This is a genomic window from Phyllobacterium sp. CL33Tsu (assembly GCF_900113985.1).
In the GTDB taxonomy this organism is placed as follows: Bacteria; Pseudomonadota; Alphaproteobacteria; order Rhizobiales; family Rhizobiaceae; genus Phyllobacterium; species Phyllobacterium pellucidum.
In genome coordinates, this window is record NZ_FORJ01000003.1 from 389,924 (window position 1) to 413,796 (window position 23,873).

24 protein-coding genes and 1 tRNA gene are annotated in these 23,873 nt (G+C 58.9%); 11 read left to right on the top strand and 14 right to left on the bottom strand.

What is annotated here, in order from left to right; translation table 11 throughout:
- Positions 1 to 373 precede the first annotated feature (373 nt).
- The gene (locus BM074_RS14550) at positions 374 to 613 is read left to right on the top strand and encodes a hypothetical protein (protein WP_091922894.1); all 240 of its coding nucleotides are present in this window, start codon (positions 374 to 376) and stop codon (positions 611 to 613) included.
- 500 nt (positions 614 to 1,113) lie between these two features.
- Here BM074_RS14550 and BM074_RS23440 read toward each other — a convergent pair whose 3' ends face one another.
- A complete protein-coding gene (locus BM074_RS23440) occupies positions 1,114 to 1,239 on the bottom strand; it encodes a hypothetical protein (RefSeq protein ID WP_280139090.1) in 126 nt (41 codons plus the stop codon).
- 4 nt (positions 1,240 to 1,243) lie between these two features.
- Positions 1,244 to 2,677, bottom strand: coding sequence for a tyrosine-type recombinase/integrase (locus BM074_RS14555; protein WP_091922896.1), 1,434 nt, complete (start codon positions 2,675 to 2,677; stop codon positions 1,244 to 1,246).
- A gap of 143 nt (positions 2,678 to 2,820) precedes the next feature.
- On the opposite strand from BM074_RS14555, the gene BM074_RS14560 reads away from it, so the two are divergent.
- The 4 genes from BM074_RS14560 to BM074_RS14575 all read left to right on the top strand — a co-directional run bounded on the left by BM074_RS14560 (position 2,821) and on the right by BM074_RS14575 (position 5,273).
- Positions 2,821 to 2,890, top strand: a tRNA-Lys gene (locus tag BM074_RS14560).
- 69 nt (positions 2,891 to 2,959) lie between these two features.
- Positions 2,960 to 3,181 (top strand): hypothetical protein, encoded by a 222-nt coding sequence (locus BM074_RS14565; RefSeq protein ID WP_091922898.1) that lies wholly within the window; start codon positions 2,960 to 2,962, stop codon positions 3,179 to 3,181.
- Positions 3,182 to 3,326: 145 nt separating this feature from the next.
- On the top strand, positions 3,327 to 4,856 hold the full coding sequence (locus BM074_RS14570; RefSeq protein ID WP_091922900.1) for a S10 family peptidase: 1,530 nt from the start codon (positions 3,327 to 3,329) through the stop codon (positions 4,854 to 4,856).
- A gap of 156 nt (positions 4,857 to 5,012) precedes the next feature.
- Entirely contained in the window at positions 5,013 to 5,273 is a 261-nt protein-coding gene (locus tag BM074_RS14575; RefSeq protein ID WP_091922902.1) for a hypothetical protein, read from the top strand.
- Between the two features lie 18 nt (positions 5,274 to 5,291).
- On the opposite strand, the gene BM074_RS14580 is transcribed toward BM074_RS14575, so the two are convergent.
- A complete protein-coding gene (locus tag BM074_RS14580) occupies positions 5,292 to 6,701 on the bottom strand; it encodes a sensor histidine kinase (RefSeq protein WP_091922904.1) in 1,410 nt (469 codons plus the stop codon).
- Positions 6,698 to 7,414 carry a response regulator gene (locus BM074_RS14585; protein WP_091922906.1) on the bottom strand — a complete coding sequence of 239 codons (717 nt, stop codon included), beginning with the start codon at positions 7,412 to 7,414 and terminating at the stop codon, positions 6,698 to 6,700. Before BM074_RS14585 ends, BM074_RS14580 begins: the two co-directional genes overlap by 4 nt.
- Positions 7,415 to 7,560: 146 nt before the next feature.
- Between BM074_RS14585 and BM074_RS14590 the strand changes: the two genes are divergently transcribed.
- The 3 genes from BM074_RS14590 to BM074_RS14600 all read left to right on the top strand — a co-directional run bounded on the left by BM074_RS14590 (position 7,561) and on the right by BM074_RS14600 (position 8,647).
- Positions 7,561 to 7,926, top strand: a complete 366-nt coding sequence (locus BM074_RS14590; protein WP_244532864.1) for a hypothetical protein — start codon at positions 7,561 to 7,563, stop codon at positions 7,924 to 7,926.
- Between the two features lie 39 nt (positions 7,927 to 7,965).
- Positions 7,966 to 8,178 carry a hypothetical protein gene (locus BM074_RS14595; protein WP_027233234.1) on the top strand — a complete coding sequence of 71 codons (213 nt, stop codon included), beginning with the start codon at positions 7,966 to 7,968 and terminating at the stop codon, positions 8,176 to 8,178.
- Between the two features lie 214 nt (positions 8,179 to 8,392).
- Positions 8,393 to 8,647 (top strand): GlsB/YeaQ/YmgE family stress response membrane protein, encoded by a 255-nt coding sequence (locus tag BM074_RS14600; RefSeq protein WP_027233233.1) that lies wholly within the window; start codon positions 8,393 to 8,395, stop codon positions 8,645 to 8,647.
- Between the two features lie 72 nt (positions 8,648 to 8,719).
- On the opposite strand, the gene BM074_RS14605 is transcribed toward BM074_RS14600, so the two are convergent.
- Entirely contained in the window at positions 8,720 to 11,797 is a 3,078-nt protein-coding gene (locus BM074_RS14605) for an efflux RND transporter permease subunit (RefSeq protein WP_027233232.1), read from the bottom strand.
- Entirely contained in the window at positions 11,794 to 13,008 is a 1,215-nt protein-coding gene (locus BM074_RS14610) for an efflux RND transporter periplasmic adaptor subunit (protein ID WP_091922909.1), read from the bottom strand. The genes BM074_RS14605 and BM074_RS14610 overlap by 4 nt, the downstream gene beginning before the upstream one ends.
- A gap of 164 nt (positions 13,009 to 13,172) precedes the next feature.
- Here BM074_RS14610 and BM074_RS14615 point away from each other — a divergent pair, with 164 nt between their 5' ends.
- Entirely contained in the window at positions 13,173 to 13,751 is a 579-nt protein-coding gene (locus BM074_RS14615) for a TetR/AcrR family transcriptional regulator (RefSeq protein WP_027233230.1), read from the top strand.
- Between the two features lie 6 nt (positions 13,752 to 13,757).
- Here the strand turns inward: BM074_RS14615 and tgt are convergent, their stop codons facing one another.
- Genes tgt through coaD form a run of 5 tightly spaced genes read right to left on the bottom strand, consistent with a single transcriptional unit; the run spans position 13,758 to position 17,628 of the window.
- The gene (gene tgt, locus BM074_RS14620) at positions 13,758 to 14,894 is read right to left on the bottom strand and encodes a tRNA guanosine(34) transglycosylase Tgt (RefSeq protein WP_027233229.1); all 1,137 of its coding nucleotides are present in this window, start codon (positions 14,892 to 14,894) and stop codon (positions 13,758 to 13,760) included.
- Positions 14,891 to 15,967, bottom strand: coding sequence for a tRNA preQ1(34) S-adenosylmethionine ribosyltransferase-isomerase QueA (queA, locus tag BM074_RS14625; protein WP_027233228.1), 1,077 nt, complete (start codon positions 15,965 to 15,967; stop codon positions 14,891 to 14,893). The genes tgt and queA overlap by 4 nt, the downstream gene beginning before the upstream one ends.
- 17 nt (positions 15,968 to 15,984) lie before the next feature.
- A complete protein-coding gene (locus tag BM074_RS14630; RefSeq protein ID WP_091922911.1) occupies positions 15,985 to 16,494 on the bottom strand; it encodes a peptidylprolyl isomerase in 510 nt (169 codons plus the stop codon).
- A gap of 25 nt (positions 16,495 to 16,519) precedes the next feature.
- Complete coding sequence (locus tag BM074_RS14635; RefSeq protein ID WP_091922913.1) at positions 16,520 to 17,104, bottom strand: peptidylprolyl isomerase; 585 nt, start codon at positions 17,102 to 17,104, stop codon at positions 16,520 to 16,522.
- 29 nt (positions 17,105 to 17,133) lie between these two features.
- A complete protein-coding gene (gene coaD / locus BM074_RS14640) occupies positions 17,134 to 17,628 on the bottom strand; it encodes a pantetheine-phosphate adenylyltransferase (RefSeq protein WP_091922915.1) in 495 nt (164 codons plus the stop codon).
- 185 nt (positions 17,629 to 17,813) lie between these two features.
- Between coaD and BM074_RS23055 the strand changes: the two genes are divergently transcribed.
- Positions 17,814 to 17,954 carry a hypothetical protein gene (locus tag BM074_RS23055; protein WP_153667373.1) on the top strand — a complete coding sequence of 47 codons (141 nt, stop codon included), beginning with the start codon at positions 17,814 to 17,816 and terminating at the stop codon, positions 17,952 to 17,954.
- Positions 17,955 to 17,973: 19 nt separating this feature from the next.
- Here BM074_RS23055 and gyrA read toward each other — a convergent pair whose 3' ends face one another.
- Positions 17,974 to 20,778, bottom strand: a complete 2,805-nt coding sequence (gyrA, locus tag BM074_RS14645; RefSeq protein ID WP_091922917.1) for a DNA gyrase subunit A — start codon at positions 20,776 to 20,778, stop codon at positions 17,974 to 17,976.
- Positions 20,779 to 21,008: 230 nt separating this feature from the next.
- Here gyrA and BM074_RS14650 point away from each other — a divergent pair, with 230 nt between their 5' ends.
- Positions 21,009 to 21,638, top strand: a complete 630-nt coding sequence (locus BM074_RS14650; protein ID WP_027233224.1) for a MarC family protein — start codon at positions 21,009 to 21,011, stop codon at positions 21,636 to 21,638.
- Positions 21,639 to 21,650: 12 nt separating this feature from the next.
- On the opposite strand, the gene BM074_RS14655 is transcribed toward BM074_RS14650, so the two are convergent.
- Both BM074_RS14655 and BM074_RS14660 read right to left on the bottom strand, forming a co-directional pair.
- Positions 21,651 to 22,940 (bottom strand): NAD(P)/FAD-dependent oxidoreductase, encoded by a 1,290-nt coding sequence (locus tag BM074_RS14655; RefSeq protein ID WP_091922919.1) that lies wholly within the window; start codon positions 22,938 to 22,940, stop codon positions 21,651 to 21,653.
- Between the two features lie 58 nt (positions 22,941 to 22,998).
- Positions 22,999 to 23,862: an AraC family transcriptional regulator gene (locus tag BM074_RS14660; RefSeq protein ID WP_091922921.1), complete on the bottom strand. Its 864-nt coding sequence runs from the start codon at positions 23,860 to 23,862 to the stop codon at positions 22,999 to 23,001.
- Positions 23,863 to 23,873 lie beyond the last annotated feature (11 nt).

Below are 23,873 nucleotides of genomic sequence, written 5' to 3' on the forward strand. Positions count from 1 at the left end.
GTGCCGACAAGGGGCAGCGAGAGATTACGCTATCGGTCTTAACAGACCGGTTGAAAGGTCCAGAAGAATTGGAATTACTCAACCGGATCAAAACTACGTTTGATGCTCTGGGCAGGGCCTCCGGTAAACGCAATGGGTTCGTTCATACCCCTTGGGCGATGTACCACACTTCCCAAGAATTTACGCCTAGCCACGGTGCTCCCTTGCACCCGAAACTCAGGCCGGAAGATATTCTCGGTCAAGGAAATGCCCTGCTTAAGGACCTTAGGTCCATAATTGATGACTTGCTCGTTCTGTGCGACGACCTAGAAAATCTGCCATCCTTAAAACAGGGGTAACGCCACCATACTGTCGCAATAGGGAGAAAATCCATATGGACGATGTTCAAAAGCACCTTGCCTCATTAAAAAACAAGATCAATGTTCTCCTTCAGCAAATCGCAAGTTCGCAGATGAGAATTTCTGAGCAACGACCCGAAGAAGACGCCACCACGACTGCGATGTACACACAACTGATAGAGAACGACCGTCGCGAAATCGCAAAGCTGCAACATGACGTGGAGTTTATAGAAACGGCCCTTAAGCGCGGGAGCAGCCAAAAGACATCTAAATAAAAGTTGCAGAGGGCCTGAAACCGTCCCCGTCCGAGCGGGCCCCGCCTGCAACCGGCTGATTTTGCTGCCTTTTGGTGGGAGTTGGGTTTCTGGCTAGTTTTTTATCTTCACAGCCAAAATCAATGCCATGGGACCCACAAAGTCCCGGTACTCCACGCGAGATCGAAGGGGGAAGTCCCCCCACCTAGGGCCTTGGCCTTTGCTTATACCCCCCCCGCCTGTTACCTGTCTGTTACTTAGGCCTAACAATCCCATACAATTCCATACCTAACTATCTGATCTAACTAGCGTATTTCACCCCCGCATAACTGATCTGTTGTCAGTATGGCGCGCCAATCGGGCTGTGGACGTTCCACTGAGGGGCCGTTCTGCGGGCTTTTTGCGGATTTTACCTGCCACGATGAGCGAATTCCTCTCGCTTCTGGTCGGAACCAACACCCGAAGCAACTCAAACACTTAGCAGGCAGCACCCCCACAGGTCGGCTCTGACGCCTGTCTCATCACACAAGCCCGAGCCAAAGACCCAGCGCAGCCCACCCCGCCACAAACGCGACAATAATCTGCAAAAGCAGCGGCAGGCGCGTAACAATCCAGACGAGCCCCAGCGCAAACACCAATGCCCACATGTCTTCACTCCCTCGCGCGCAGCGGGAGCGGCACTACATTCTCTGCGGGCGGATTGCCGTTCACAAGCCGGAGCACATAACGCTCCCACTTCTCCAGTGCCTCCCGCTTCATTTCTATGCCCTCGGCGTGATTATAAACGCCAGACATTCCGCCCTCTGAGTGGTTCAGGACTGCGTTCACCTGCTCTCTGCCAATACGCAACTCATCGTCGCGCATATGCGTCTCAACCGTGTGCCTGAGTGCGTGAACGCTCCAGTGCTCGATGCTGACCGCCTGCGGGTCGTCGCCACGCTCTGCGGCTTCCTTGCGCGCCTGTTGCTCCATTAAGTCGCGGCACCTGAGATAGGCTTTGCGATAGCTGGTAGGATTGAGTTTGTCGCCGCGCATCGTAAACAGCAGCTTGGTGTCCTTAACTCGCTTTAGGCCTTTCAGGATCGCCAAAACCTCATCAGTGAGCGGCAGTTTATTGACCTTGCCCTTCCCGCCCTCGCGGTCTGGGATCGTCCAGAGCCGCTTGCTGAGGTCCAACTCACTATCTGTCGCCTCACCCACTTGGCTTTTACGTGCGCCGGTCAAAAGCAAAAGCCGAAAAAGTGAACCGAACGGCCAGCCGATGCCGTCAGGCTTTTCGCCCGTAGCCTGCCAGAACCAGCGAATTTCATCTTGGTTCAGGAAACGCTCGCGCTTCTGTTCGGCGGCCTTGTTCCACTTGAGTTGTGCAGCTTCGATCATAAGGTCATCGTCCTGCTGTGCCGCCCACGCAAATAAGGGCGCGAGTGCAGCGTAGGTGCGATTGGCTACATAAGGCGCGCCGTTAGCCTTGCGCTCGCTTTTTTCAAGCAACCCGTCCAGATGATCCCGCACGTCGCGCTTGCGAATATCCTGTATGCGCCTATCACCCCACTTCTCTACAAGACCGCCTTCGATAACGGCCCAACCATTGGGGTTCTCTGGATCGGGCTTGAGCCCGAGCAGGCGGGCAGTCTCCAGCACCGTGCGCTCCTTGGGCTTGTAGTCTTTCTTCTTCTTTCGCTGCGTGGCGCGTCCTTGCCGATAAACGCGCATGTAGCGTTCAACGACAGTCTTGAACAGATCGCGGTCTGGGGTGCCTTCTTTGGCTGCCCGCTTTGCCTCTTGCTTCTGGGCGGCTGGGTCAAGCCCATTGGAAATATCGTCCAGCTTGTCCTGTGCGAGCTTGTGGGCCGCCCCCAGCGACGGAAAGCCTTCAAGCGTGTACTTGCGCTGTTTGCGGTCGCTGAGCCGCCGATAGAAGATGACCCACGACTTTTTGCCGGACGGCTGGACTACCAAGACAAGACCGGGTTTTCCGGCATCGGGGTAATAGGTGAGTTTGGGTTTTCCATCTGCGCCCAGCTTGGGCTTGTAGTCGCCGCGATCAATAGCCGGTTGTGTGATCTTCCTTGCCTTCTCTGCCATGGCCTATCCCCCACGAGGTAACACGCAGGTAACAAAAAGCGGGTGATATGGCTTGTTACCTGATGTGCATTACATTCTCATACATTCCGAGAAAGGCATAGAATTTTCGACACTTAGCTTGAGGCGGGTGAACTGATTTGTACGGGTATGAAAGGGTATCTGAGCTGACTTTTAATCAGTAGGTTCAGGGTTCGAATCCCTGCGCGCTCACCAACATCGAATTCCCTTAACCCTTCATTTACTCCTTTTCGCCACCCTCGCCGCATGAAAGCCAACGCGATCATGCTTGCGCTGCTCGGTGCCTTTGCCTTATTGGGTTGCGCGAGCCGGCCGTCGCTGGAGCAAATGTCCTACGGGCAGTTGGGGCAGCTTGCCGGCGCGGTGGAGCGCAAATGCATCGCCCGGGGCTTCGGGCTCGATACGCCGGAATACAAGGCCTGCACCGTGCAGGAGATCACCCAGGAGCAATATAGCCGCGAGTTCGGCAGCGAAAGTTTGCTATAGCGAACTGGCGCCATCTGGCCGGGATCAATTTAGTTTGAGTTTCCTCCTGCCGATCAACAGCAATACACTCGCCCTGTATTTCTGTTTTCAAAGGACGAAGCCATTGTATCTCCAACGTTTTCTTTTGTGCCTAGCACTTGCGTCGATGTTTCTGGCAACGCCCGCTGCCCCGCAGGACCATGCGCCCCATGGCAGCCAGACCGATAATCCCAGCGCCGCCGATGCAGGCCCCGAGGCAGGCGCTGCCGCGGCCGGTTTAGGCATCCTCGGCCTGCTTCCGGCAAATTCGGTAACCGAGCACGTGCTGAAGACCGCTGCCGGCGACCTGCCCTATACGGCGACCGCGGGTACGCTGGTCCTTTATGGGCAGGATGGCAAGCCGATGGCGAAGATGTTCTACACCGCCTATGCCGCGCGCGACCGCACGCCCGGCCGGCCAATCACCTTTGCCTTCAATGGCGGACCGGGTGCCGCGTCCGCATACCTTCACCTTGGATTGGTCGGACCGCGCATTCTGGAGTTCGGGCCACATGGCGAAGGCGGCACCAATCCGGTTCTTACCGACAATCCGGACAGTTGGCTCGCCTTCACCGATCTCGTCCTGATCGATCCGGTGGGAACAGGATGGAGCCGCGCCAGCAACGACAAAGTCGCTGCGGACTTCTACGGGATCGGCGAAGACGCCGACAGTATCGCCAAGGCGATCGCGCTTTACGTTGCGCAGAATGATCGCATGGCCGCGCCGAAATTCATACTTGGCGAAAGCTATGGCGGTTTTCGCGCCGCAAAGGTCGCGACGCGGCTAAAGGACAGTCAGGGCATACTGGTATCAGGCATCGTAATGCTGTCGCCGCTCATCGAGGGAAATCTCCTCTTCGGCGATCGGCGCTATCCGCTATGGGCGGCGCTGCAATTGCCCTCCCTTGCCGCCGGCGAGCTTGAGCGCAAGAACGCCTTCGATCCGGCCGCTGTTGCAGAGGCCGAAAAATTTGCAATGACCGACTATCTCGTCGCCCTTTCCGGACCGGAACCCTCGGGCGATGCCGCAAAAAACCTCTATGCCCGAATCGCGCAGATGACCGGCATACCCGAAGCGCTGGTGACGCGCGCCCGCGGCTTTCTCACCGACGTCTATGTCAAAAACTCGAAAAGCGCCTCGTCCGAAGTCGTCAGCCGCTATGATGCGTCGCTCGCAGCGCCGGACCCTTATCCTGAATCCGACTCCGAAGAGGGGGGCGACCCGGTTCTCGATGGTTTTACCCGCGCCTATGGCGCAGCCTTCGCAAGCTACGCCCGCAACGAACTCGGCTTCGAGACTGAGCTCACCTACAATCTGCTTGCCAACAACGTCAACGAAAAGTGGAAATGGAGCCAGAACGAGAACGGCGGCGGCCGCACGCGGGCAAGCGCGGCAGGCGACATACGCGAACTTCTGTCGGTCATCCCGTCGTTTCGCCTGCTCGTGGCCCACGGCTACAGCGATGCGCTCACGCCTTACGGGATCAACAAATACGTCATAGATCACCTGCCGGCGACGCTGAGCGCAGGAAGGGTGGAGCTCAAGCTCTACCGCGGCGGCCACATGTTCTACACGCGCACCGGTTCAAGGCAGGCGCTGAGCGCCGATGCGCGGGCATTCTACTCATCAAGCCTCGAAAAGGTGCAAGGGGAGTAGTGACGATCTAAATCGCGCGCCTCCCCCGGCCGTTTTCCTACGCGGTGTATTTATTGCGGCGACTACGCGTTGCCGGGCACTACTTAATCCAATCGAACAGGACCTACCACTTTCTGCCGGATTGCCTGTCGCCGGTTCGCCTTTACTATCAGCGCCATGACTATTTCGCCGCCCAAAAGAACCGACGATCCGTTGAGCCAGGCTGCCGAATGCAAGGCAGCGCTCCGTGCCGGATTTGAGGATCTTGTAAGCCAGGCCCTAAGCGCCGGCTGGGACCAGTATGATGTCGCCCTCGCGCTCTCCGAACTTGGAGAACAACTCGTCGAGACGACGGCGGAAAATGCAGGCTCGGAAGCCGACATTGCCATCGCCAAGGCGCTGTTCGAGATCCGCAAGGCCTTCATAACATCGCATTGACGGATTTGCCCCTTCGCTTCAGGCAGCGCGAGGAATACGCAACTCCGCGCGCAGACCCCCGGCAGGATCATTTGCAAGCGTAATGTCACCGCCGCTGCGTCGCGCGATATTGCGCGCTATGGTCAGCCCGAGACCAAATCCGCCTGTCTGGCGATTGCGGGACGTCTCGACCCTGCGAAATGGCTGGAACACCTCGTCGAGTTTCTCCGCCGGGATACCGGGGCCTTCATCCCGGATCGTGAGGACGATGTCGCCATCCCGCTGCGCTAGATCAAGGTGCGCCTTGCTGCCGTAGGTCACCGCATTGTCGATGAGATTGGTCACGCATCGGCGCAACGCCATGGGACGCCCCGAACAGACAAAGGCGCGTGAGACCGACGTTTCGAACGAGACTTGCGAATAATTGTCGGCAATCGCATCAACGAGGGACCAAAAGTCGATTTTTTCGGGCGTCTCGTCAACGATCTCATAGCTTGCAAAGTCGATGACCGACCGGGCTATCCCTTCGATATCATTGAGATCATGGGCAATCTGCTGGCGAACCGGCGCGTTACGCAGCAGTTCGAGCCGCAGCCGGATGCGGGTCAAAGGCGTACGCAGATCATGGGCAAGCGCCGCCGCAAGCTGCTCGCGGTCCGCCACGTAGGCGCGCAATTGGGCCTGCATGGTGTTGACCGCCCTCGCCGCTGATTTGTATTCGCTGCTGCCGATAACTGGCAGCGGCGGCGCCTTCACATCCTCTCCAATGCGCTTCACGGCCCGCTCAAGGGCACGGTAGGGTGCAGTGAGCCGCCGCGTCGCCCATATCGACATGCCGATGACCGCCGCGGCAACGCCGCCGAAGAGCGGCAATGACTGACCCGAAAATATCGGATGGGGCGGCGTAATGGGCGTGACGAAGTTCAGCCATTGACCATCGTTGAAACGTATCGATGCGGCGAGGCCGTCGCTCTGGCTCAAGTCCTCGGCAATATCCGAGAGTTGACGCTCGATAAGGCCGGCGTCGGGATCGTCCGGCGCGTTGGTATTGGCAAGTTGTCCAGTCGGAACCTGTGCGAGCACACGGCCGATGCGGGCATCGGTCACGCCGAATTCCTGGAGCTGCGCGACAAGAACGTCTTCAAGTTCCGCCAGGCTGTCGTCGGCGGCAATGGCCGACTTAACGACCGGCTCGGCGGACAGGCTCATCGTATTGGCTGAATTCGAAAAGGCGGTGACAAGCTGCTTGCGCTGCGCCGCCGGTACTGCGGAAAACACTTTAGCCAGCGTATGAGCCCGTTCGTTCAGCCGGAAAAACTCAAGGATTTCGGTATTTTCTGCCCGGTCGCGCGCAACGATAGAAAGGGTTGCGACTTGGGACGTCAAAAGCCCGGCGATCAGGACAAGCAATATCCAGCTTGGCAGTGACTGGGGCAGATAGCGGTTCATTCGGCAGTGACTTCCGGCACGAATTGATAACCGCCGCCCCGGATCGTCAAGATCAGCTTTGGGGATCGCGAATCGTCTTCCATCTTGCGCCTTAGCCGGCTGATGAGAATGTCGACGCTGCGATCATAGCCATAAGCGGTGCTGCTTCCGGCCAGCTCTTGCAACTGATCGCGGCTGAGCATGCGCTGCGAACTCTTCACCAGCGCCTCAAGCAGATTGAACTCGCCTGTCGTAAGTTCCACCCTCACCTCAACTGGCGAAACGAGGCGCCGGCGCGAACAATCCATGCTCCAGCCAGCGAACTTGTAAATCTTGGGTTCCGCGCGGCGGTCTGCTCCGGGCGTCTCGAGGCGGCGCAGCACCGCCCGCACCCGCGCCAGCAATTCCCGTGGATCGAATGGCTTGGAGACATAATCGTCGGCACCCATCTCCAGCCCGACAACGCGATCCGTGGTTTCGGCAATCGCCGTCAGCATGATGATCGGCACACGCGAATGCATCCTGATCTCGCGGCAGATTTCCATACCGCTTTTGCCGGGCAGCATCACGTCGAGGATAAGGATATCGATGGGAGTGCGCGCCATGACCGCCTGCATTTCCTCGCCGTCACGAGCGACCGAGACCTGCATGCCGCGCTTCTTGAGGAACTCATGCAGGAGATCGCGGATCGCATCGTCGTCATCGACAATCAGTATGTGCGGCTCGGATTTCATATCTTTTCCCAAAGTCCTTCCCACCTGACATTGCACTTCGACTCTTACGCGCGGTTGCGGCCGAAAAGCCACGCAAATTTTCGGGATTGTGGCTTCAGAAACATTCCAGAAACAAAACACCACGAAGGAGAAAAAACGGGGCAACAGTGCTGCCCGATAAAGGGTGCGTCGGTTTCAACTGTTTGCAGAATGGATGCTGGTACACCGCAATGGCTTTCTTCAACTCCTTCACTGCCATTTCGACCGCCATCCTCGCCGGGGGGATCGTCCTCTCCGCCTCGGCCGGACAGTCGAACGCCGACGAGACGCTTACCCGCACAGAGTTGTGCGGCAAACTTCAGCTACAGACTCAACACGCACTCACCGAACATGCCGAGGCCAAACGGGCGGCCAAGGCGAAAGCACTTCAAAAGCAGGCGGCTAATTTCTGCGCGAGCAACAAGCAGGCGCAGGGAATTAGAGATTACGCCCAGGCGTTGAAGCTGCTTGGGGTGCGGCCGGTCGATGATTGACCGCATCCACGAAGCCCGCTTCAAAAGGAAACTGATGCCATGAAAAAGTCCCTCTACACTGCTCTCGGTCTCGCTGTCGCCCTCGCCGTCTCGGCTCCCGTCCTCAGCTCTGGCGCTTATGCAGCCGCCGCAGCCAGCACAACCGCCTCGACCTCCACGCAGAAGGTCATGCCAAAGCATCACGTGAAGAAGGTTCACAAGACCACCACGAAGAAGGTACCTGCCAAGCCGGCTGCAACGACCGTTCAGTAAGAAGGCTTGCAAATTTGATAACATACCGGCCGTGGCAGTCCGCGGCCGGTATTTTTGTGTGCCGCTGGTGCCAGTTACCACGTTGGCAAGATTCGTTGTGCAAAGATCGATTGCCGTCGTAGCATCGGGCAGGTGATTCTCCTGCCAAGCATGGACTGAAGCATCCACGGGCTGGCGAACCATCACAACGAAACCGGTTCATGGAGGTTCCAAGATGGGTGCAGAAGGTCTTCTTATCTTTCTTCTGGTGGGCTTGATTGCTGGCTGGCTCGCGAGCCAGCTTGTCCGGGGCGGCGGCTTCGGCCTCGTTGGCGACCTTGTCGTCGGCGTGATCGGCGCCTTTATCGCCGGCTACCTGTTTCCCGCGCTCAACATTTCCCTTGGCGGCGGCATTCTCGGCGCCATCATCGCAGCCGCCATCGGCGCAATCATCCTTCTCGTCATATTGCGCGCCTTCAAACGCGCCTGACCGAAGCGATCAAAAGAAAAGGCCCCCGAACGCTGCCGTTCGGGGGCCTTTCCATTTCTAAGTATGAGTCCATCAGGCCCGGCCGAATTCAGGCTGGGCGTCCGGCGTTTTCTCGGATTCGACGGCCACGTCCTTGCGCGAGATGAACGTATAGAACATCGGCACGACGAAGAGCGTGAAGATCGTTCCGACGATGATGCCGGAGAAGATCACGAGACCGATCGAGTAACGCGCCGCGGCACCAGCGCCGGTTGCCGTGATCAGCGGAATGACACCAAGCGCCATCGCCGCCGTCGTCATCAGAATGGGACGAAGTCGTGTCTTCGCCGCAAGGATGATGGCGTCATGACGCGATATGCCGTGCAGTTCGCGCTGCTGGTTCGCGAACTCGACCATGAGAATGCCGTGCTTGGTTATGAGCCCGACAAGCGTGATCAGGCCGACCTGCGTATAGATATTGAGCGTTCCGAGCCCGAGATTGAGCGGGACGATCGCGCCGAAGATCGACAACGGCACCGACATCATGATGATGAACGGGTCACGGAAGCTTTCGAACTGCGCCGCAAGGACGAGATAGATAACCACGACGGCGAGAACAAACGCGATCAGGATCGTGCTGCCCTGCTCGATCTCGAGTCGCGACTGACCCGAATAGTCCATGAAGAACCCATCTGGCATCAATGGGCGAGCCGTATCGATGATCGTCTGCAATCCCTGACCGGTCGTAACGCCAGGCATTGGCAGCGCGGAAATCGTCGCCGAATTCAGCTGGTTGAACTGTTCGATCGCCGCCGGTGACGCATTCTCGGTGATCTTGATCACCGCAGACAACGGCACCATTTCGCCCGACGCGCTCTTGACGAAGTACTGGCCGAGGCTTTCCGGATTGGCCCGGTAATCCTGCGGCACTTGAGGAATAATGTCATAGCTGTTGGAATCGCGGTCAAACTTCGAGATTTTGCCGCCACCGACGAGCAGGCCGAGCGTCTGGCCAATATCGCTGACGGGTACGCCAAGGGCCGAAGCACGGTCGCGATCGATCGTGACTGTCACCTGCGGCGCATTGAACGACAGCGAGTTCTGGACGATGATGAACTGACCCGATGCCTGTGCCTGCTTCTTGATCTCCTCGGCCACCTCGTAGACCTTGTCGGCCGGTCCGGTAGACTGAATGACGACCGAGATCGGCAGACCACCGCCCGTACCGGGCAATGTCGGCGGCGCGAAGATGAAGGCTTCGGCACCTGCAATTGGGCTGATCATCCCCTGCAGTTCCTGCTGAAGCTGCTTTTGCGACTTTTCGCGCTGGGTCCAGTCCTTGAACACCCAGATAGCGAAGGCCGAATTCGTCGTGCCGAGACCGAGGATGTTGAACCGGGCCTTGAGTTCCGGCAGGTCCTTGGTCAGCGCATCGATCTGATCGGCATAGAGCTTGGTGTAGTCCGAAGTCGCATATTGAGGTGCGTTGACGATCGCAAACAGGGCGCCCGAATCCTCTTCGGGAGCAAGCTCCGATGAGGTCTTGGTAAAGAGGAAGCCGGTCAGCGAGACCAGTGCGATGACGATGAACAGCGTCAGGAAACGGAAATTCAGCGACCCGGCGACGCGGCGTTCATAGGCGCGCTCCAGCCAACCGAAAGTGTTGTCGACAATCCGTTGGAAACGGCTGTGATTGCCAGGCTTCAACAGAAGCGCGCACATCATTGGCGAAACGGTCAAGGCCGCAACGCCAGAGATGATAACGGCACCCGCGAGCGTGAAAGCGAACTCGCGGAAAAGCGCACCCGTCAAACCGCCGGTAAAGCCGAGCGGCGCAAACACCGCGGCGAGCGTGATGGTCATCGCCACGATCGGACCCGTGATCTCCTTCATGCCCTTCAGTGCGGCATCGACCGGCCGCAGCCCCTCCTCGATGTGGCGGTGGATATTCTCCAGCACCACGATCGCGTCGTCGACGACGAGGCCGATCGCGAGAACCATTGCGAGCAGTGAAAGAAGGTTGATCGAATAGCCTAGGATGAACAGGAAGAAACACACGCCGACAAGCGAGATCGGAATGGTGACGACCGGGATGATGACCGACCTAAACGAGCCGAGGAACAGAAGGATCACCAGGACGACGATAAGAACCGCCTCGCCGATGGTCTTGAACACCTCGTGGATGGAGGAACTGATCTGTTCCGTCGCGTCATAAAGCAGGACGATCGACATCCCATCAGGCAGGGTTGCCTGGATCGATGGCAGTTCGGCGCGGACCGCTGCTGTCATATCGATCGGATTTGCGGCGGGCGTCGGGAAGACGCCAAGGAAGGTGCCGCTGGACCCGTTGAAGGTCACAATCGTATCCTTGTTGACGGCACCAAGCTCGATGCGCGCCACATCCCTGAGGCGCACAATATTGTCGCCGTCGGATTTGATCGGCATTGCGCCGAAGGCTTCCGGCGTCTGCAACGTCGTCTTCAACGTGATCGGTGAGGCCGTATAGAGGTTTTCGACCTTGCCCGGCGCCGACAGGAAGTTCGACTGGTTGATCGCCGTCAGCACTTCCGATGCCGTCGTCTTGCGAGCCGCGAGCTTGATCGGGTCGATCCAGACGCGCATAGAGAACACCTGGCCGCCGAGGATCTGCGCATCGGCCACGCCCTGAATCGTCGACATGCGCGGCTGGATAACGCGCTCCAGATATTCGGTAATCTGCTCGCTGGTCATGTTCGGATTCTGTACCGCGAGGTACATCGTCGCGAAGTCCTGGCCCGTGCCCTTGGTGATGACCGGGTCGTCAGCCTCGGCCGGCAAATCACCCCGCACCTGGTTGACCTTCGAGATAACTTCGGTAAGCGCAGCATCCGGATCGGCGCCGAGTTTCATCTGTACGGTAACCGTACTCGATGACGGACCCGACGAGGACGTTACGTAGTCGATGTTCTCCGTCGTGGTCACGGCCTTGGCGATCGGCGCCGAAATGAAGCCCTGCATAAGGTCGGCACTGGCACCCGCATAGGCGGTCTTGATCGTGATAACCGTTTCCTCGACCTTCGGATATTCGCGAACCGAAAGGTTCACGAGCCCCTGCGCGCCGAGCAGAATGATCATCAGAGCAACGACCGTCGAAAGGACCGGACGGCGAATGAAGATTTCTGAGAAGTTCATTTTGTGGGCAGCCCTGCGTCTTTGGTGTTGGCGGGATTGACATCGTTGGCAATCTTGACGGCAGCACCGGGGTTCAGGCGGTTCTGGCCGGCGGTGACGACGATGTCGCCGGGCTTAAGACCCTTGGTGATCTCGACATTCAGGCCGGATCGGCGTCCGGGCGTCACGAATACCTGAGCGACAACAAGCTTCGGCTCTTCCTTTGCCTTTTCGTCGGCTGGCTTTGCCGTCTCGGCAGATGCGGCGCCGGGCTGCTGCTGTTCGGTCGGCTTCTTTTCCTCGGGCTTCTGTTCTGCCGGACGGACGACGAACACGTAGTCGCCGTAAAGACTGGAAACGAGCGCCGTCTGCGGCAAGGTCAGAACATTGTCTTCCTTCGGCAATCCGACGCGGACCTGTGCGAACTGGCCGGGGCGCAGCTTGCCTTCGGAATTGTCGACCTTGGCGCGAACCGAAACAAGACGCGTCGCGGGATCGATGCGCGGCTCAATGGCCGTGATTTCACCCTTGATGTTGATTTCACTATCGGTCAGGCCGAGCCGGATTGGCTGGCCGACTTTGAGCTGGCTCAAGGTCTGCTCGGGAACGGTGAAATCGACGCGCATTGTCGAAAGGTCCTGCAAGCTCACGACTAAAGTGCCGGGTGCGAGATATTGACCAAGCTCGATGCGCGGAATACCGACGGTGCCGGTAAACGGCGCCTTGATGAGCTTCTGGTCCATGACGGCCTGCAGCTTGGCAATCTCGGCCTTTTTCGCGAGCGATGCCGCCTGGGCCTCGTCGACGTTGGACACGGCACCAACACCACGCGTATTCAGCGTCCGGGCGCGCTCGAGCGTCTGGTCCATAAGCACATTCTGCGCCTGTGCGGCAACGATATCGGCCTTTTCGATCGCGTCATCGAGCTGGAGCAGCGGGGCGCCCTTTTGGATGACCTGATTCGCCGTGAACGGGATATCCTTGACGATGCCGGCAACCTCGACGGAGAGTTCGACGCCCTGGATAGCGCTCACCGTGCCGATTGCCTCGATTTCCGGCGTCCACGATGTCGGCTCGACCGTGTAGGTCGAAACCGGCGCAGCCGGCTGCTGCATCGTCGCAAAGAAATCCTTGATTGCCTTGTCACGGAACAGATTGAATCCGACCAGCCCGACGCCCAGCAATACGACCAGGACGAGGATGATAACGGGAAGTAGGAACCGCTTGAACATGAGGAGACTGCTCCGAAACAAAACAATGGCCAGCAAATATGTCTGCCAGCCTTTCTTACGGGGATTGATTTACGCGGACTTGATTACCGCGGGCGAAGTACTGTACCGTCTGGACGGTAATGTCAATATTGTTTTGGCAACAACCCTACGACGAAAGTTTCAGAATGGTGGCGGACATCCCAACGACAAGAGACAAGATCCTGCAGGCGGCAGCGGAGATCACCAAGGAGGTGGGACCGGTGAATCTTTCACTCGATGCTGTGGCCAAACGAGCGGGACTTTCGAAGGGTGGACTGCTTTATACATTTCCAACCAAGGCCAAATTGCTCGAAGGTCTGGTAGAGCAGCACGTCTCGGAATTTGACCAATCACTTCGCCGTGAAGAGGCTTCCCGCAACTTCGGCCCGAACAGCGTCGTCCTTGCCGTCATCGCTGTCTACCGTGCCGAATTCGTCTGCAACGAGCCCGAGCCTTCGGGTATTCTTGCGGCTATCGCCAACGATCCGGGGTTTCTCGAGCCGATCCGCCGCTACAACAAGCAATTGCTGCAACGCATGCGTGAAAACGCAGCCGACCCAATGCTGGCGATGATGGTTTTCCTGACCATTGAGGGTCTGCGCAGCCTCAAGCTGTTCGAGATGAACGTTCTCGATCGGGCTGAACAGATCGCCGCGATCGACCGCCTGAAAAATCTCTTCGAACCTGCCGACCCCGCGCCGGTGGAAACGCCGGCCGTCGCCTGATCTCGACTATGGGTAAGCGGGGAGATCCCCCTTCGCCCATTCGGCCTGCGTCTCTTCACAGAACGGGACATATGTTCCAGTCTCTATCGCGCCGCGTATACCTTGCATGAGTTGCTGGTAATAGGCGAGATTGTTCCATGTCAGCAGCATGCCGCCAAGCGCCTCACCAGATTTGACGAGGTGATGAAGATAGGCTCGGCTGTAGTCACGTGCCGCAGGACAGGATGATTCTTCGTCGAGCGGCCGCGGATCGTCCGCATGCCGGGCATTGCGCAGATTGACCTTGCCGCGACGGGTAAAGGCGAGACCGTGCCGGCCTGCCCGCGTCGGCATCACGCAATCGAACATATCAATGCCGCGCGCCACCGACTTCAGGATATCGTCAGGCGTGCCGACGCCCATCAGATAGCGCGGCTTTTCCGCCGGCAGTTCCGGGCAGGTAATGTCGAGCATGTCGAGCATGACCTCTTGCGGCTCGCCGACGGCAAGACCGCCCACGGCATAGCCCTTGAGGTCCATGGCCTTGAGGGCCTGCGCCGAACGAACACGCAGATCCGCCACATCACCGCCCTGCACGATCCCGAACATGGCTTTTCCTGGCTGATTGCCGAATGCGGTCTTGCATCGCTCGGCCCAGCGCAGTGACAGTTCCATGGCCCGCTCGATGTCCTTCGGCGTCGAAGGCAGCGCAACGCATTCATCGAGTTGCATCTGGATATCGGAATCGAGCAGACCCTGAATTTCGATCGAGCGCTCCGGGCTCATCTCGTGGGCGCTGCCATCGATATGCGAGCGGAAGGTGACGCCGTTTTCGGTCAGCTTGCGCAACTGCGCCAGCGACATCACCTGAAACCCGCCGGAATCCGTCAGGATCGGTCCTGGCCATCTGGCGAACTCGTGCAGCCCGCCAAGCCGCGCAACGCGTTCAGCGGTCGGGCGCAGCATCAGGTGATAGGTGTTGCCAAGGATGATGTCGGCGCCAAGCTCGCGCACCTGGTCCATATACATCGCCTTGACGGTGCCGCCGGTTCCCACCGGCATGAACGCGGGGGTGCGGATCGTGCCGCGTGGCATGGTGATCGCGCCGCGTCGCGCCTTGCCATCGCTGGCAATCAGTTTGAATTCAAAATTGGTGCTGGTCATTCTGATCGCCATAACAGGCTTGCATCGCCATAGGAATAGAAGCGGTAGTGATTTTCGATGGCATATTCATAGGCGTCCCGCATGCGATCCATGCCGCTGAAGGCCGAAACGAGCATGAACAGCGTCGAGCGCGGCAGGTGAAAATTGGTCATCAGCATGTCGACGGCCCGGAAACGGTAGCCTGGCGTAATGAATATGTCGGTCGCTCCTGACCATGCGCGAACAATCCCGTCTTCGCCCGTTGCGCTTTCGAGAAGCCGCAGCGACGTCGTACCGACGCTGACGATCCGCCCTCCGCGCGCCCTGACCGCATTGAGCGCATCGGCAGTGGCCTGGTCGACATGGCCGATTTCGGCATGCATCTTGTGTTCGGCGGTATCGTCGGCCTTTACGGGAAGAAACGTCCCTGCCCCGACATGCAGCGTCACGAAATGTTCCTCGATGCCGCGTTGCTTCAAATCGTCAAGGAGACCGGGCGTAAAATGCAGACCGGCCGTCGGGGCGGCAACAGCGCCTTCCTCGCGGGCATAGACGGTCTGGTAGTCGTCGCGGTCGCGGCTGTCGTCGGCCCGCTTCGAGGCGATATAGGGCGGCAGCGGGATATGCCCGACCGCAGCGATGGCCTGGTCCAAATCGGGTCCGCTGAAATCGAAAACGAGCAGGGCTTCGCCCGCCTCGCCCTTCTTGGCCACCGTTGCCTGCAGCGAGCCAAGCAGGCACGCATTATTGCCCTGGCCGAAATCGATCCGCTCACCTTCCTTGATACGCTTTGCCGGACGCAAAAACGCCTTCCAACGATCCGGGCCGGTGCGCATATGCAAGGTTGCGCCGACCTGCGCGCGCACCCCCTCACGCTCGCGAAAGCCTTCAAGTTGCGCCGGTATCACCTTGGTATCATTGAAAACGAGCGCGTCGCCTTCACGCAGATAATTGCCAAGATTGCGTACTGTATCGTCGCCTAGGTCCGAGCCATCCGCCTTTACAAGCAAAAGCCGCGCTGAATCGCGCGGCTCTGCTGGTCTCAATGCGATGTTCTCTTCCGGCAGATCGAAATCGAAAAGATCAACACGCATGATGCAACGAAACGATCTTACTCAACGTCCGCAGCAACGCGCATCGAAACAATCGAATCCGGATCCTGCACGGGTTCGCCGCGCTTGATCTTGTCGACATTGTCCATGCCTTCGATGACCTGGCCCCAAACCGTGTACTGACGGTTCAGGAAGCCGGCATCGTCAAAGCAGATAAAGAACTGCGAGTTGGCGGAATTCGGGTTTTGCGCACGCGCCATCGAGCATGCGCCGCGACCGTGGTTGGCGTTGGAAAATTCAGCCTTGAGATCCGGCTTGTCCGAACCGCCCATGCCGGCGCGCGAAGGATTGAACGAAGCGCCACCCTTCTTGCCGAACTTGACGTCACCGGTCTGCGCCATGAAGCCGTCGATCACGCGGTGGAAGACGACGCCGTCATAAGCACCTTCGCGTGCAAGTTCCTTGATGCGGTTGACGTGTTCCGGCGCGAGGTCCGGGTAAAGCTCGATGACGACATTGCCTTTGGTCGTTTCGAGCAGGATCGTGTTTTCGGGATCTTTATAAGCCATTTTCGCCAATCTCCTGTGATATGAATTATTTGCCGGCGCCGACGGTAACTTTGATCATCCTGTCGGGATTCTCTACGGCGCCATTGTTTGCTTCCGAACCCTTCTTGATCTTGTCGACATATTCCATGCCGCTCGTGACCTTGCCGACGACTGTATACTGCCCGTTCAGCGATGGGTATTCGGTGAACATGATGAAGAACTGCGAATTTGCAGAGTTGGGGTTTTGCGACCGCGCCATACCGACCACGCCGCGTACGAAAGGTTCCTTGGAGAACTCTGCAGGAAGGTCGGGCCGCGTCGAGCCACCGGTGCCGGCGGCCTGCGCATTGAAGCCTTTTTCGGCATTGCCATACTGAACGTCGCCGGTCTGGGCCATGAATCCTGGAATGACGCGGTGGAATACGACATTGTCATAGGCGCCTTCCTTGGCGAGCGCCTTGATCTGCTCGACATGCTTCGGTGCGAGCTTGGGCAATAGCTCGACCTTGACGTCGCCATCCTTGAGCTTGATCGTCATCGTATTGGCGTCATCGGCAAAGCCGGGGTTCAGCGTCGCAAAGATAAGCGATGAAACTGCAGCCGCAATGAGGGCTCTACGAGTAAAGGTCATGAAAAATCTCTCCGGGATCAGTGACTTGGTCAGGGTTTGAATTTGGTCGCAAGCGCATCAGCGACCAACGCGGGAACGAAGTGCCGGACGTCGCCGCCCATGGCTGCAATCTGGCGAACCAATGTGGCGGTAATGGTGCGCACCGCCGGGTCCGCCGGAAGAAACACGGTCTGCAATTCCGGCGCCATCTTGCCGTTCATGCCCGCCATCTGCATTTCGTAATCGAGGTCGGTGCCATCGCGCAATCCGCGAACGAGCAGCGATGCGCCGAATTTGCGTGCCGCGTCGATCACCAGACCGTCAAACGAAATGACTTCGATCCGCTCGCCGTCCTTGCCGAACACCTCGGCCGAGACACTTTTGACGAGGTCCATCCGCTCGTCGAACGAAAACAGAGGCGCCTTCCCCGGGTGAACACCGATCGCGACATAGACCTTGTCCGCAAGCCGCAGCGAGCCCTGCAGGACATCCATGTGGCCATTGGTGATCGGATCGAAGGATCCGGCGTAGATCGCGATTGTCATGACCGGTTCCTATCGGTTTTGCTTGGAGCTTTCAATGGCTCGCACGACCCAGATGAACGATAGATGAACACATAAATCAGCAAGCATTCATCCGCGTTCAACTATGCGTGAGACGCTCGCATGAAACCATTTCGAAGTCAGCACGTTACTATCCATAAGTTGGCCAGGAGCAAAGGGACAGATTGATGTTTATTCTTCTCAGCATTGCCATGATGGTTGCAATGGTCGTTTCGGCGATTGTCATGATCGTGGAAGAAAGCAAAAAGCGGGAAGCTCCTGTCAGAACCACCCGCTTTGGTGTTTATCATCATCGCCGCGACATTTAAGTTTCGACCTGCCTGAGCCTTAGTTAGGCTCGGCGCCGTCCGGGGCCTCCGGTATTGAGACATCGCCTTCCGCAGCCGCTTCAGTCTCGACTTCGTCGGTCTCCGTCTCGGAAATCCGCTCGACCGACACCACCTTCTCACCATCCGCCGTATTGAAGATCGTGACGCCCTTTGTCGAGCGTCCGGCAATGCGAATACCGTTGACAGGTACGCGGATGAGCTGGCCGCCATCGGAAACGAGCAAGATCTGATCCGAAGACTCCACCGGGAACAACGAGACCAGCTTGCCGATTTCGTCAGTCTTGGACGTGTCGGTGGCGCGGATGCCCTTGCCGCCGCGACCCGAAACACGGAATTCATAGGACGACGATCGTTTGCCGTAGCCAAATTCACTCACGGTGAGAACGGTTTGCTCGCGTTCGCGCAGTTCGGCGTAGCGCTCGGGCGCGAGGTCGGCAATGTCTGTCGCCTCTTCGCCGACGAGATTGATCTCCTCGACATCATCGGCGCCCTGCGCACGGCGTTCCGCCGCTGCTTGCTTGAGATAGGCCGAGCGTTCTGCCGGGCTCGCATCGACATGGCCGAGGATCGACATCGAGATGATCTTGTCGCCATTGGCCAGATTCATGCCGCGCACGCCGATGGAGTTGCGGCCGGCGAAAACCCGCACGTCCGTAACCGGGAAGCGAATGCACTGACCGCCGGCGGCAGTGAGCAGCACGTCGTCGAACTCGTCGCATGTATCGACGCTGAGGATTTCATCACCCTCTTCGTCGAGCTTCATTGCGATCTTGCCGTTGCGGTTGACCTGGATGAAATCCGACAGCTTGTTGCGGCGAACCGTGCCGCGTGTGGTTGCGAACATCACATCGAGGTTGGCCCAGCTCGATTCGTCTTCCGGCAGCGGCATGATCGTCGTTATGCGCTCACCCTGTTCGAGCGGCAGCATGTTGATCAGGGCCTTGCCGCGCGATTGCGGCGTGCCGATCGGCAAGCGCCAGACCTTTTCCTTGTAGACGATGCCGCGCGACGAGAAGAACAGGACCGGCGTATGCGTGTTGGCCACGAACAGGCGCGTAACCGAATCCTCATCCTTCATCGTGACGCCCGAGCGCCCCTTGCCGCCGCGGCGCTGCGCGCGATAGGTCGCAAGCGGCACACGCTTGATATAGCCGGCATGGCTGACGGTGACGACCATGTCTTCACGGGCGATGAGATCCTCATCGTCCATGTCGGCGCCGCCTTCGGTAAGTTCGGTGCGGCGGGGGGTGCCGAATTCATCGCGGATCGCGGCGAGCTCGTCCTTGACAATGCTCATGATCCGCAGACGCGAGGCGAGGATCTCCAGATAATCCTTGATTTCGACGCCGATCTTGTTGAGTTCGTCAGCGATTTCGTCACGGCCGAGCGCCGTCAGGCGCTGCAGGCGCAGATCGAGAATGGCGCGCGCCTGCTCTTCAGAGAGGTTGTAGGTGTTGTCGTCATTAAGCTTGTGGCGCGGATCGGCAATGAGCAGGATCAGCGGCGCGACCTCGCTTGCAGGCCAGCGGCGCTCCATCAACTGGTCCCGGGCCGTGGCCGGGTCCGGAGCGCGGCGGATCAGCGCTATGATCTCGTCTATATTCGCGACGGCAATCGCAAGACCCACCAAAACATGCGCCCGGTCCCGCGCCTTGCGCAGCAGATACTTGGTACGGCGGCTGACGACTTCCTCACGGAAGCTGACGAACGCACGCAGAATATCGAGCAGGTTAAGCAGGCCGGGCTTGCCGCCATTGAGCGCCACCATATTGGCGCCAAACGAGGTCTGCAGCGGCGTGAAGCGATAAAGCTGGTTTAGGATGACATCCGCCACCGCATCGCGCTTCAATTCAACAACGACACGGTAGCCGTCGCGGTCGGATTCGTCGCGAATGTCTGAAATGCCCTCGATGCGCTTTTCGCGCACCAGATCGGCCATTTTCTCGATCATCGCCGCCTTGTTCACCTGATAGGGAACCTCGGTGATGATGATCGCCTCCCGGTCCCCGCGCATGCTTTCGATGGCAACCCTGCCGCGCATCAGGATCGAGCCGCGGCCTGTGCTGTAAGCCGAATAGATGCCGGAACGGCCAAGGACAAGGCCGCCGGTCGGGAAATCCGGACCCGGAATGATTTCCATCAGTTCCGGCAATTCGATCGCCGGATTGTCGATAAGCGCGATACAGCCGTTGATTACCTCGGAAAGGTTGTGCGGCGGCACGTTCGTTGCCATGCCGACGGCGATACCGCCGGAACCATTGACCAGAAGATTGGGGAAGCGCGCCGGCAGTACCGTCGGCTCCTGCTCGCGGCCGTCATAATTGTCCTGGAAATCGACCGTCTCCTTGTCGATATCCTCGAGTAGCGATTCCGTGACCTTTTCGAGGCGGCATTCGGTGTATCGCATCGCCGCCGGTGAATCGCCGTCGATCGAGCCAAAATTGCCCTGGCCATCGACGAGCGGGTCGCGCAGCGACCAATCCTGCGCCATGCGGACGAGCGCGTCATAGATCGAGGCGTCACCGTGCGGATGGAACTTACCCATCACCTCACCGACGACACCGGCCGACTTGCGGTACGACCTGTTCCAGGACAGACCCATCTCGTTCATCGCGTGGAGGATACGCCTGTGCACCGGCTTCAGACCATCGCGAACATCGGGCAAGGCGCGGCTGACGATCACGCTCATGGCGTAATCGAGATAGGAACGCTGCATTTCCTCGATGATGGAAATCGGCTCGATACCGGAACTGGGCCCGGATTTATCGTCTTCAGGTCCGGATGGTGGAGTTAGGTCAGACACGAGGCACTCATCTTTCGTATGGAATCAATCTTTGATCTTATAGCGGCTTTCATTGCGAAAAGCCAACAAACGGGGTCAGAATTCACAGCAGAAAACCATTTGATATCAAATGGATAGAAGAGATTTTCTCATGCGGTGAAATTGTTGGGCGTGAAATTGCATGTTTCTCGACGTTGGATATCGAATCCGGTAGGTTGGCTGGGCTCTTAACCGAGAAGAAAAGCAAAATCGTGGCGTTCTACGACACCATTCTCAATGCCCTCGTCACCCTGATGGTGACCATCGATCCTCCGGGGCTGGCGCCGCTGTTTCTGGCGCTGACGCGCGGCATGAACCGCAGTGAGCGCAGCCAGGTCGGATTAAGAGCAAGCATCATTGCCTTCGGTATCCTCACCATATTCGCCGTCGCCGGCGCGCAGATACTCGCGCTGTTCGGCATCACGCTTGGCGCCTTCCGTGTGGCCGGTGGTCTGCTGCTGTTCTGGATCGCCTTCGAAATGATCTTCGAGCGGCGCACCGAGCGCAAGGAAAAGAGCGCCGAGGTTGCCATCACCAAGGATCACATCCGCAATGTTGCCGCCTTCCCGCTGGCGATCCCGCTCATTGCCGGTCCCGGCGCCATCTCGGCGACCATCCTGCTTGCCGGCACGCTTTCCGAACCAACGTCGCGCGTTGCCCTCATCGGCATTATTCTGGTCTGTATTGCCGCCTGTTATGTAGTCTTTCTGCTCGCCGAGCGGGTCGACCGCTTCCTTGGAGAAACCGGCCGCTCGATCCTGACCCGCCTGCTCGGCGTCATCCTGGCCGCCCTCGCGGTCCAGTTCGTGGCCGATGGGATACGGACGCTCGTCCAGGGCTGACCTTGGCTCAAGCTACGCTGACTTGTCTTCCTCCGCGGCGTCGCGCTGCGTGATCAGCCTGGCGCTGCGCACGCCGCTCACCGATATCCACAGCCAGCTCAGCGCCACGGCGAGGCGATTGCGCACACCGATCAGGTAGTAGATGTGGGCGAGGCCCCATAGCCACCAGGCGAGATAGCCCTTGAGCTTGAACCAGCCGAAATCGGTCACCGCGGCGCGCTTGCCGATGGTCGCGAGATCGCCGGCGTGATGGTAGACGAAGGGCTTCGGCGCATTGTCGCCCGCAAGCCTCGCCTTGATTGTCTTTGCTATGTGCTTGCCCTGTTGCTTGGCGGCAGGTGCGATGCCCGGCACCGTGCCCTTGTCGCCATTCGCCACCGTTGCGGTATCGCCGATCACGAAAATCTCAGGGTGGCCCGGCACGGTTAGATCTGGATTGACGACGACCCGCCCGGCGCGATCGGCCGGAACGCCCAGCCATTTGGCAGCGGGCGATGCCTGCACGCCCGCCGCCCAGATAATCGTGCGGGCACGCAGCGTCTGGCCGGCGAATTCGACCCCGTCTGCATGGCACGCGGTAACCGGATTGCCGAGATGGACGGTCACGCCGAGCTTTTCCAGCGCCATCTTGGCATAGGCGGACATGTCTTCCTTGAAGGCGCCAAGCACGCGGCTCCCGCCTTCAATCAGCACGACTCGCGCGCTGGCTGGGTCGATCTCCCTGAAATCGCCCTTCAGCGTGTCGCGGGCAAGGTCAGCAATTGTTCCAGCAATTTCGACGCCGGTCGGCCCGCCGCCGATGATGACGAACGTCAGATATTGTGCCCGTTTTTGCGGATCAGGCTCGCGCTCGGCCATCTCGAAAGCCGTAAGAATGCGCCGCCGGATCGTGGTGGCGTCCTCCAGCGTCTTCAGGCCGGGCGCGAATGGCTCCCAGTCGTCATGGCCGAAATAGGCATGGCGGGCACCGGTAGCGAGCACGAGCGTGTCATAGGGAATAACGTCGCCGTCCGCCGTAATCACCGTCTTGGCGGCCGTATCCACGGCTTCCACGGTGCCAAGCAGCGTCAAGACATTCTTGTAGCGCCGCAACAGATGCCGGATCGGCCAGGCGATCTCGGATGTTGCGAGAGTCGACGTTGCCACCTGATAGAGCAAGGGCTGGAAAAGATGGTGGTTGCGCTGATCTACGACAGTGATCGCGACATCGACACCGCGAAGATTGTAGACTGTCTCGAGCCCGCCAAAACCACCGCCGACAACGACGATACGGTGCTGCACTGGAGTCTGAACTTCCGTCATCGTTGGCTCCGCTGGACAAACCGCATGCCTGTCTAGCAGAGGGCCCGGCGAACTACAATTATGCGTTCGAACCAACCAGCGCCGCCCAGCGGCCGGGTGTTACTCCGAACGCCTTCTTGAACTGCCGGTTGAAGTGGCTCTGGTCGCTGAAGCCAGTATCGGCGGCGATCTCCGCAAGAGGCTCGCGCATCCGGATCATGTCGCGGGCACGTTGCAGACGACGCATGAGCAGGAACCGATGCGGGCTGGTCGCGTACACCGCCCTGAATTGCCTCGATAAAGCATAGCGATCAAGGCCACTTACTGCCTCCAGTTCATCCGATTTCACAAGACGCAGGGCATGCGCCTCGAGATAATCGCGAACGCGTGCCACCTGCCTTAGCGCGGGCTTGTCGGTCGGCTTGGGCGATTGGCGGGCGACCCGCGACAGTCCCTGCGCCAACCGCGAGATGACATCATCGACAAGAAGCTCGTCCAATTCCTCATCGAGATTGTCCAGCGCTGCCGAAAGAGCCGCCGCGATCATCGGATCGCTAAGCACCGGATCGCGCACGAATGGCAGCGAACCGGCAGGACCAAGCGAATCCAGTGCCAATGAGGGTTCCAGATAGAGCATACGATACCGCAGGCCGACCTCGGTGCCCGCCCCGCCATCATGCATCTCATCCGGATGCAGGACGATGACGTTGCCGGGAAGGCTGCGTCGGCGCTCACCGCGATACCAGAAGGATTGCACGCCGTGCAGCGTCAGGCCGATCGCATAGGTATCATGCCGATGCAGTTCATAGGCATTGGCGGCAAAGCGCGCTTCGATCCTTTCGAGCCCCGGATTGGAAGGCGCCGCAACGATCGCGTCCTTCAGCGATGGTCCGCACAAACGTCCAAGACGCTCTGCGGCCTCTTCCCCTAGAACATTGTTCATCCGCTCAACCC

Coding starts and splice junctions, on each gene's coding strand:
- BM074_RS14635 (WP_091922913.1), bottom strand. CDS start 17,104: ATGACCTTTACTCGTAGAGCCCTCATTGCGGCTGCAGTTTCATCGCTT.
- coaD (WP_091922915.1), bottom strand. CDS start 17,628: ATGACAATCGCGATCTACGCCGGATCCTTCGATCCGATCACCAATGGC.
- BM074_RS14615 (WP_027233230.1), top strand. CDS start 13,173: ATGGTGGCGGACATCCCAACGACAAGAGACAAGATCCTGCAGGCGGCA.
- BM074_RS14605 (WP_027233232.1), bottom strand. CDS start 11,797: ATGAACTTCTCAGAAATCTTCATTCGCCGTCCGGTCCTTTCGACGGTC.
- BM074_RS14600 (WP_027233233.1), top strand. CDS start 8,393: ATGGGTGCAGAAGGTCTTCTTATCTTTCTTCTGGTGGGCTTGATTGCT.
- BM074_RS14570 (WP_091922900.1), top strand. CDS start 3,327: ATGTTTCTGGCAACGCCCGCTGCCCCGCAGGACCATGCGCCCCATGGC.
- BM074_RS23055 (WP_153667373.1), top strand. CDS start 17,814: ATGTTTATTCTTCTCAGCATTGCCATGATGGTTGCAATGGTCGTTTCG.
- BM074_RS14610 (WP_091922909.1), bottom strand. CDS start 13,008: ATGTTCAAGCGGTTCCTACTTCCCGTTATCATCCTCGTCCTGGTCGTA.
- BM074_RS14555 (WP_091922896.1), bottom strand. CDS start 2,677: ATGGCAGAGAAGGCAAGGAAGATCACACAACCGGCTATTGATCGCGGC.
- BM074_RS14655 (WP_091922919.1), bottom strand. CDS start 22,940: ATGACGGAAGTTCAGACTCCAGTGCAGCACCGTATCGTCGTTGTCGGC.
- queA (WP_027233228.1), bottom strand. CDS start 15,967: ATGCGTGTTGATCTTTTCGATTTCGATCTGCCGGAAGAGAACATCGCA.
- BM074_RS14550 (WP_091922894.1), top strand. CDS start 374: ATGGACGATGTTCAAAAGCACCTTGCCTCATTAAAAAACAAGATCAAT.
- BM074_RS14585 (WP_091922906.1), bottom strand. CDS start 7,414: ATGAAATCCGAGCCGCACATACTGATTGTCGATGACGACGATGCGATC.
- BM074_RS14595 (WP_027233234.1), top strand. CDS start 7,966: ATGAAAAAGTCCCTCTACACTGCTCTCGGTCTCGCTGTCGCCCTCGCC.
- BM074_RS14630 (WP_091922911.1), bottom strand. CDS start 16,494: ATGGCTTATAAAGATCCCGAAAACACGATCCTGCTCGAAACGACCAAA.
- tgt (WP_027233229.1), bottom strand. CDS start 14,894: ATGACCAGCACCAATTTTGAATTCAAACTGATTGCCAGCGATGGCAAG.
- BM074_RS14575 (WP_091922902.1), top strand. CDS start 5,013: ATGACTATTTCGCCGCCCAAAAGAACCGACGATCCGTTGAGCCAGGCT.
- BM074_RS23440 (WP_280139090.1), bottom strand. CDS start 1,239: ATGTGGGCATTGGTGTTTGCGCTGGGGCTCGTCTGGATTGTTACGCGC.
- BM074_RS14580 (WP_091922904.1), bottom strand. CDS start 6,701: ATGAACCGCTATCTGCCCCAGTCACTGCCAAGCTGGATATTGCTTGTC.
- BM074_RS14660 (WP_091922921.1), bottom strand. CDS start 23,862: ATGAACAATGTTCTAGGGGAAGAGGCCGCAGAGCGTCTTGGACGTTTG.
- BM074_RS14565 (WP_091922898.1), top strand. CDS start 2,960: ATGCTTGCGCTGCTCGGTGCCTTTGCCTTATTGGGTTGCGCGAGCCGG.